5 protein-coding genes are annotated in these 8,003 nt (G+C 68.5%); all 5 read right to left on the minus strand.

Annotation, left to right across the window (positions count from 1 at the left end; genetic code table 11):
• Positions 1-3: 3 nt before the first annotated feature.
• Positions 4-903: an EI24 domain-containing protein gene (locus AC3WRR_RS30580; protein WP_439668035.1), complete on the minus strand. Its 900-nt coding sequence runs from the start codon at positions 901-903 to the stop codon at positions 4-6.
• A 153-nt stretch (positions 904-1,056) separates the two neighbouring features.
• Positions 1,057-2,031 carry a sterol desaturase family protein gene (locus AC3WRR_RS30585; RefSeq protein WP_439668036.1) on the minus strand — a complete coding sequence of 325 codons (975 nt, stop codon included), beginning with the start codon at positions 2,029-2,031 and terminating at the stop codon, positions 1,057-1,059.
• The gene (locus tag AC3WRR_RS30590) at positions 2,031-2,891 is read right to left on the minus strand and encodes a polysaccharide deacetylase family protein (RefSeq protein WP_011615616.1); all 861 of its coding nucleotides are present in this window, start codon (positions 2,889-2,891) and stop codon (positions 2,031-2,033) included. The genes AC3WRR_RS30585 and AC3WRR_RS30590 overlap by 1 nt, the downstream gene beginning before the upstream one ends.
• Positions 2,892-2,909: 18 nt before the next feature.
• Complete coding sequence (locus AC3WRR_RS30595) at positions 2,910-3,908, minus strand: YVTN family beta-propeller repeat protein (RefSeq protein WP_010809448.1); 999 nt, start codon at positions 3,906-3,908, stop codon at positions 2,910-2,912.
• 153 nt (positions 3,909-4,061) lie between these two features.
• The coding region (hrpA, locus tag AC3WRR_RS30600) for an ATP-dependent RNA helicase HrpA (protein ID WP_492298945.1) at positions 4,062-8,003 on the minus strand (3,942 nt) is incomplete at its 5' end.

An 8,003-nucleotide genomic window follows, 5' to 3' on the forward strand; every position in this document is an offset into this window, starting at 1 on the left:
GCTTCAGGAATTTTCGATGCGGCGCACGTCGCTCGGCGCCAGGTCGATGACGTCGCCGTCAAGCGCCGGCTGGTCCGGCTGATGCGCCGGCGGCTGGGCCGGCACCGCCGCGCGCTCGGCCCGCAGCTGCGCCAGCGCGCGCAGGCAGAAGTGGCCGAACCACAGCGCCGAGAAGATAAAGATCAGCACATACAGCCACAGCGTGCCGGCCAGCACGAACGGAAACAGGAAGATCACCGCCGCCGACGACACCCACAGCAGCGTCGGCGCCGAGCCCAGCAGCCCCACCGCCACCCCGATCACCAGCAGCGGCGTGCGGTGGCGGCGCAACAGCGTCTTGCGCTCTTCGGCGCTGGCGTGGTCGGCGAGCGCGTCATACGTCATCACGCGGTAGGTCAGCCAGCCCCACAGCACCGGCGGGATCAGCGCAAAGAACGGCGGGATCAGCCACAGCGGCAGCGTCACCAGCACCAGCACCAGGAACACCAGCGTGCTGCCCAGCGACTGGAACACGCTGCCCAGGATGCTGCCGCCATGGGCCTTGGCCAGGTCCGGGTAGCTGCGCTCCAGGTGGCGCACCACCGCCGGCACCGAGAACACGCCGATAAACATCAGCATCGAGGCAATCACCAGCGGGATTGCCAGTGCCGCCACGAACAGCGGCGCCACGATGGTGCGCATCGATTGCAGGCCGAACCAGTCGAGCGCGCTGTAGATCCAGCTGGTCAGGATGGAGGTTTCCAGGAAGCTGCGCGTGGCGCCCATGATGGGGTCCCAGCCCCACCAGAGCAGACCGCCCCACAGCAGCGTGGCCAGGACGAAAGGCAGCACGGTCAGCATCAGCATGCGGGGATGCAGCTGGCTGACCAGCGCGCGGCCAAACGAGCGGAAGATATCGTTCATGCAGTCGAAGGCAGACAGGAGGAAAGGCGCCGGGCGCGGCAGAAGTCCGACTGGGCCGGACCGGCGGCAACCCGGAACACTAGCATACGCCGCTTGCCGCCGCGGCGCGCCGTGTTGCGCCGCGGGTGGAGGACTACCTCCAGACCCGCCGTTTCAGCGCAGCCGCAGCAGCCGCTTGATGCCGTACCACTGGTGCGCCAGGAAGCCCGCGCCGTAGTCGTGGCCCTTGCCCAGCGGCGGCGGCAGCTGGTCGCGGATGCCGGTCGGGTGGTAGGTCTCGGTGAAGACCGCGGTGCCGAGCAGCATGTCCCACCACGGGAAGATCACGCCGTAGTTGCAGCCGCCCAGCTTGGCCGGTGCGCCGTCGGCCTCATGGCCGATGCCCACGGCGTGGTGGGTGCGATGAAAGCGCGGCGAGATCAGCAGCCGCTCGCCGATGGCGCCGAATTGCAGTCGCACGTTGGCATGCTGCAGGCTCTGCAGCAACTGCGACAACGCCACCAGCAGCACGTACTGCGACGGCTCCACGCCCACGCCCAGCGCCACCAGCGCGAACACCAGATCGCGCAGCATGTCGTCCAGCAGGTGGTTGCGGTTGTCGCTCCACAGCGTCATCTGGCGCTGGCTGTGGTGCACCGCATGCAGATGCCACCACCAGCGGAACGAATGCGACAGCCGGTGGTACCAGTAGTCGAGGAAGTCGAACAGCAGCAGGTAGACAAAGAAGCTGACCAGCGGCACCGAGGTCACGCCCGGCCACCAGTCTTCCACATTGATGCGGTGCCAGCCCATCAGCCGCAGGTCGCCTTCCAGGGCGTCGGTCAGCGGCGCGAGCAGGAAGAACATGGCCAGCCGGAACAGCCCGAGCCGGTGGATCACCGTGTAGAAGATATCGGTGCGGATGCCGGCGCGGTCGGATACCGGCTCGACCGGGCGCCATTTCTCCAGCGGCCCCAGGATCAATGCCATCACCACGATCTGCACCAGGCCCACCAGCAGCCACTCGGTGCCGGTGAAGGCTTCCTCGGCATAGCGGCCAAACCCGAGGTCGTAGACCACGGGCAGCACCACGTCCTGGAACAGCGTGCCCTCGACCTGGCCGATCCAGCCGTTCAGCGTCTCCCACATCAGCGCCTGCCCTCCTTTTGCCCGACTGGCTGCGGCCTGGCGATCCAGTCGCGGTAGGCCGGGTGCTCGCGCAGCGTCGCGAAACAGAATCCCTTGCGCTCAAGGCCGGCGAGCAGCGGCTCCAGCACGCCGGGCGCCCACGGATCCTTGCGCGACCAGATGCCCAGGTGCGCCATGGTGATATCGCCGTCGCGCAGGTTGGCCAGCGCGCGTTCCAGCAGCGCCGCGTTGGGATAGCGGTCGGACGACAGCTCGTCGCCCAGGAACCCGGCCGGCGCCCAGCCGACGTGGCGGAAGCCGCACTGCTCGGCCCATTGCACCGTCTGCGGGGCGGTGCGCCCGCCCGGGGCGCGCCACAGCGGCACCATGGCGGCGCCGGTCATGCCGTGGAAGGCGTCGGCGCTGCGCCGCAGCTCCTGGCAGAATCCGGCCGCGTCCATGACCATGTCCTTGCCCGCCTGCGTGCCGAACTGCGGCCTCATGGTCACATGCCCGGCGTGCACGCTGCGCAGGTAGACATGGTCGAAGGTATGCGTGCCAAAGGCGTGGCCGTCGGCCACCAGTGACTTCCAGTACGGCGCCCAGGATGGGTCCAGCGAACTGTCCTGGCGCACGGTCGGCTCATTGGCCAGGAAGAAGGTGGCGCGGATATGGTGGCGGCGCAGCGTATCGGCGATCAACTGCGCCTGGCTCATGCTGCCGGTGTCGAAGGTCAGGTAAAGCGTGCCGGCCGGGCACGCCTTGGCGCCAGGCTTGGGCACGTCAGCCGCCTGCAGCGCCGACGGCAGGACGCAGGCAAGCGCCAGCGCAGCCAGCAGCCTGCCCAGCCGTCCGGATCGCGATGCCCTGGTATCGTCCATGGTCCCTGCCCTGCCCGGTCAATACAGCGGCGCGCGAGTGCGGAAATAGATGCCGTGCGGCGAGCGCCCGACGCGCACGGTCTTGACCAGCTTGCGGCTGGCCACGTCGACCAGGCCGACCGAGCGCGCCCAGCGGAAGGTGACCCACAGCGTCTTGCCGTCGGCGGTCAGCTCCATGTCGTCCGGGCCCGGCGGCAGGCCGGTGATGTCGCCGACCTTGGCCAGCGTCTGCTGGTCGATAATGCTGATGCTGCTCGTGACCCGGTTGCTGAGGAACAGGTGGCGCTTGTCGCCGACCGCGCGGAAGTTGTGCGCGCCCTTGCCGGTCTGGATCTGCTTGACCACCGTGCGCGTGCGCCAGTCGATCACGGCCACGTAATCAGCCCCGGTCATGCCGACCAGCAGGTATTTCTGGTCCGGCGTGACCCAGATGCCCGCCGGCGCCGAGCCGGTTTCCATGCGCCACATCACGTTCTGCGTGACCAGGTCGATGGCTGCGACCTCATTGGAGTCCTGCAGCGTGATGAAGGCGATGCGGCTGTCGGCGGTAAAGGCGATATGGCTGGGGGTCTTGGCCAGCGGGAACTGCTTGGCCAGCTTCAGCGCCTTGCCGTCCCAGCGGTAGAGGTCGACACGGTCGAGCCGGTTGCCGGTGGCGACAAACCACTTCTGGTCCGGCGAGAAGCCGATCTGGTACGGGTCGTCGACATTGGGCACGCGCTGCTGGACCTTGCCCGAGACCGGGTCCAGGAACACCAGGTCGTTGCCGACCGCGTTGGCAACGATCAGCGACTTGTCGTCCGGCGTTGCGATCAGGTGGTGCGGTTCCTTGCCGATCGGGAAGGTCTCCAGCACCTTCTGCGTATCTTTGTCGATCAGCGTGACGGTTGCATCACCTGAATTCAGGATCACAACCACTTCCGCCGATGCCGGTGCGGCCAGCAGGCCCAGCGCCAGGGCGCCCACCGTGAAACCACCAGCTACAACACGACGCAATGCGAACCGCAGCGCAAACATAAGACCCGCCAGAAGAAGACTGAACCGGCGATTCTAACGGTTGAGCACGAAAATCCGCTGACGCCGCGGCCGAACTCGATCAAGATTTTGGCAGATTGTTGCGCCGGAGCGACCATTTGCGGTTCGCCCCGGCATTGCGCCCCGCGCCGGCGCTCAGCGCTGCATCGATTCCCACACTTTCTGCAGCCGCTTGACCGACATCGGCACCGGTGTGCGCAGCTCCTGGGCGAACAGCGCGATGCGCAGCTCCTCCAGCATCCAGCGGAATTCCTCCAGCCGCGCGTCCTCGCCGCCGCGGCCCTGAGTGCGCAGCTGCTTTTCGGCCCGCTGCCACTGCTGCACCAGCGGCGCCATCTCCTGCGTGCGCTGGGTGTCGCGCGCCGGGTCGCCCTTGAGCTTGTCCACCCGCATGGCGATGCCCTTCAGGTAGCGCGGGAAATGGACCAGTTGCGTGTATGGGGTCTCGTCGACAAAGCGCTTGCCCATCAGCCGCCCGAGCTGCGCTTCCATGTCCGCATGGGGCCCGGCGAACGGCTTGGCCTGCAGCAGCTTGCGCGGCAGTCCGGCGTACTCGGCCAGGATGGTCCCCACCAGCCGCGCGATCTCCTGCGCCAGCAGCGACAGCCGGGTGCGGCCCTCATCCTTGCGTGCATTGAACTCGGCCTCGTTGCGCGGCAGCGGCGCCTGCATGCAGGCACGCTCCAGCGCCAGCATCACGACCTGTTCGCGCAGCATCTCCTGCGTGCCCAGCGTCATGTACTGCATCGCCATCTGCTGCAGGCCCGGGATGTTCTTCTCGATGAACTTGACCTGCTCGCGCAGCTGCAGCGCAAACAGCCGGCGCAGCCCCAGGTGGTGGACGCGGGCGGCTTCCTGCGGGTCGTCGAAGACTTCCACGTCGCAGTGCGTGCCGCGATCGACCAGCGCGGGGTAGCCGAACAGGGTCTGGCTGCCCTTGCGGATCTCCAGCAGCTCGGGCAGCTCACCGAAGGTCCAGCCGGTCAGGCCCTCGTACTTGCCGGGCTCGGCCGCGGCCAGCGGCGCCGCCTGCTCCGGGGCCTGGGTTGCCGCCTGTGCCGCGGCTTGCGCGGCCACCCGCTGGAACGACTGCTGCGCCTGCCCGCCCAGCTCGGCGCGCAGCTGGGCCAGGTTGCGGCCCATCTCAAGCTGGCGGCCGTGCTCGTCGACCACCTTGAAGTTCATCGTATGGTGCGCGGGCAGCGTTTCCAGCTTGAAGTCGGCGCGCTTGACCATGGTGCCGGTCTGCTCGCGGATATCGGCAATCAGCACGTCCAGCAGCTCGCCCTCGCCAAGCGGCTGGCGCGCGACAAAGGCCGCGGCATATTCCGGCAGCGGCACGCAGTGGCGGCGCAGCTTCTGCGGCAGCGACTTGAGCAGCAGGTGCACCTTCTCCTTGATCATGCCCGGCACCAGCCAGTCGGCGCGCTCCTGGCGCACCTGGTTGAGTGCGTACAGCGGCACGGTCAGGGTCACGCCGTCGCGGTGGCTGCCTGGCTCGAAGTGGTAGGTCAGCCCCATGTCCACCCCGGCCACGTTCATGGCCTTGGGGAACAGGTCGGTGGTGATGCCGGCCGCCTCGTGCCGCATCAGCTCGTCGCGGTTCAGGTACAGCAGCTTGCGGTCCTTGCCGCTCTCTGCCTGGTACCACTGCTCGAAGCTGGCCTGCTGGCAGATGTCGGCGGGAATCGCGCGATCGTAGAAGGCGTAGATCAGTTCGTCGTCGACCAGCACGTCCTGGCGGCGCGACTTGTGCTCCAGGTTCTCGATCTCGCGCACCAGGCGCTGGTTGTGCGCGTAGAACGGCAGGCGCGTGTCGAACTCGCCCTCGACCAGCGCACGGCGGATAAAGATCTCGCGCGCTTCCTGCGGGTTCATCGGGCCGTAGTGCACGCGCCGGTGCTGGTAGACCACCAGCCCGTACAGCGTGGCGCGCTCCAGCGCCAGCACCTGGCCCGCCTTCTTTTCCCAGTGCGGATCGCTCCAGCTGACCTTGAGCAGGTGACGGCCCACCTGTTCCAGCCACTCCGGCTCGATGCGCGCCAGCGTGCGCGCGAACAGCCGGCTGGTCTCGACCAGCTCGGCCGCGACGATCCAGCGCCCGACCTTGCGCGCGATCAGCGAGCCCGGCCACAGGTGGAACTTGATGCCGCGCGCGCCCAGGTATTCGCGGCCCTTGCCGTCGCCATCCTCGATGCGGCAGCCGACATTGCCCAGCAGGCCGGTCAGCAGCGCCTTGTGCACCTGCTCATAGGTGGGCTCGCTGTCGTTCAGGCGCCAGCCCTGCTCGGTCACCGTGGTCAGCAGTTGCGAATGCACGTCGCGCCACTCGCGCAGCCGCAGGTGCGACAGGAAGTGGGCGCGGCACTGGTCCTGCAGCTGGCGGTTGGACTTCTTGTGCGCGACCGCGTCCTCGAACCACTTCCACAGCTTGACCCAGCCCAGGAACTCGGACTTCTCGTCCATGAACTTGCGGTGCGCCTGGTCGGCGGCTTCCTGCGCCTCCTGCGGGCGGTCGCGCGGGTCCTGCACCGACAGCGCGCTGGCGATGACCAGCACCTCGCGCAGGCAGTGATGCTCGCGCGCGGCCAGGATCATGCGCGCCACGCGCGGGTCCAGCGGCAGCTTGGCCAGCTGGCGCCCGGTGCCGGTAAGCTGGTTGGCGTCGTCGACCGCGCCCAGTTCCTGCAGCAGCTGGTAGCCGTCGGCAACGGCGCGGCCCAGCGGCGGCTCGATAAACGGGAACGACTCGATCTCGGTCAGCCGCAGCGCCTTCATGCGCAGGATCACCGCGGCCAGCGACGAGCGCAGGATCTCGGGGTCGGTAAAGCGCGGCCGGCCGGCGAAATCGGACTCCTCATACAGCCGGATGCACACGCCGTTGGCAACCCGGCCGCAACGGCCGGCGCGCTGGTTGGCAGCGGCCTGCGAGATCGACTCGACCTGCAGTTGCTCGACCTTGTTGCGGTACGAGTAGCGCTTGACCCGCGCCAGCCCGGTATCGACCACGTAGCGGATGCCCGGCACCGTCAGCGAGGTTTCGGCGACGTTGGTCGCCAGCACGATGCGCCGCGCGTTGGACGGCTTGAACACCCGCTCCTGCTCCTGCACCGACAGCCGCGCAAACAGCGGCAGGATCTCGGTATGCGGCGGGTGGTGCTTGCGCAGCGCCTCGGCGGCTTCGCGGATCTCGCGCTCGCCGGGCAGGAACACCAGCACATCGCCCGGGCCGACGCGGCACACCTCGTCGACCGCCTCGACAATGCCGTCGTACAGGTCGCGCTCGCGCGCCTGCGGGCTGCGCGGCGCGCCCGCGGGCACGTCCTCGGTGATCGGACGGTAGCGCACTTCCACCGGGTACAGGCGGCCGCTGACCTCGATCACCGGCGCCGGCTTGTCGCCCGAGGCGAAATGCTGGGCAAAGCGCTGGGCATCGATGGTGGCCGAGGTGATGATCACCTTCAGGTCCGGGCGCTTCGGCAGGATCTGGCGCAGGTAGCCGATCAGGAAGTCGATGTTCAGGCTGCGCTCGTGCGCCTCATCGATGATCAGCGTGTCGTAGGCGCGCAGCAGCGGATCGTTCTGAGTCTCGGCCAGCAGGATGCCGTCGGTCATCAGCTTGACCGACGCCCCCGACGACATGGTGTCGTTGAAACGCACCTGGTAGCCCACGTGCTCGCCCAGCGGCGTGCCGATCTCCTGCGCAATGCGTTTGGCGGTCGAGGTGGCGGCGATGCGCCGCGGCTGGGTGTGGCCGATCAGCCCCCCACCCTCGCGCCCCGGGCCGCGCCCGATCGACAGGCAGATCTTGGGCAGCTGGGTGGTCTTGCCCGAGCCGGTCTCGCCCGAGACGATCACCACCTGGTTGGCCAGCAGCGCCGCGGCGATCTCGTCGCGGCGGCCGGAGACCGGCAGGGCCTCCGGGAAGGTGATGGGCGGCAGCGGGTTGACCGGCCTTGGCGCACGCGGCGCACGCGCCTCGCGGGGACCGCGTGGCGGGCGCTGCCCGGCTTCACCGGCCGGCCGGGCAGCGGCTGGCTGCGCACGGACGTCCGGCTTCCTGGCCGGGCCTGGGGC

It is taken from the genome of Cupriavidus sp. FW305-3-2-15-C-LB2 (assembly GCF_058787575.1).